The sequence below is a fragment of the Olavius algarvensis spirochete endosymbiont genome (assembly GCA_900608495.1).
Classification (GTDB): Bacteria; Spirochaetota; Spirochaetia; order DSM-2461; family DSM-2461; genus UBA2779.
This window is the reverse complement of sequence record UWYT01000299.1, coordinates 1-423: the sequence shown is the minus strand read 5'-3', so window position 1 is coordinate 423 and position 423 is coordinate 1. Positions and strand designations below refer to the sequence as shown.

General features: G+C 40.4%; 1 protein-coding gene. It reads right to left on the bottom strand.

Annotated features, from left to right (window positions below; genetic code table 11):
• Window positions 1-228: 228 nt before the first annotated feature.
• On the bottom strand, window positions 229-423 hold a 195-nt coding region (locus S1OALGB6SA_RS10395; RefSeq protein WP_195910401.1), incomplete at its 5' end, for a hypothetical protein.

Sequence of the window (423 nt, the reverse complement as noted above, 5' to 3'; positions counted from 1 at the left end):
TCTAGGTTTTCTTCAAACCACTTGTCCCATATTTTTGATTCTTCTTCAAAAGAAAAATACACTTCATCCGACATCCTTGTATCCTCCAACCCGACAACATATAGATTCACAAAAAGCGAAATCAAACTTGCAAAGATAGCGATCCGATTTTTTTGACATTTCATACGTTTTTTACTCCTTCTTAATTTGCATGATACGACGGACGACTCGGTTGCTCATGTTCAGCCCTTATTTGGTTTCTCTCTTCATTGCATGTTCTTCAATTGGAGGGGTTGTTCCCGGTGTCTTATCACCTCTGTCTTCCTTATGTGTCCCCTCATCAAAGGCTTCTGAATGCCCAAGTTCATGACTTAGGCCAACAAACGGAGGTCTCTCTCTTTTACCTTCAGAATTTTTCCCCCCTATTGGATCATCAGGATCAAA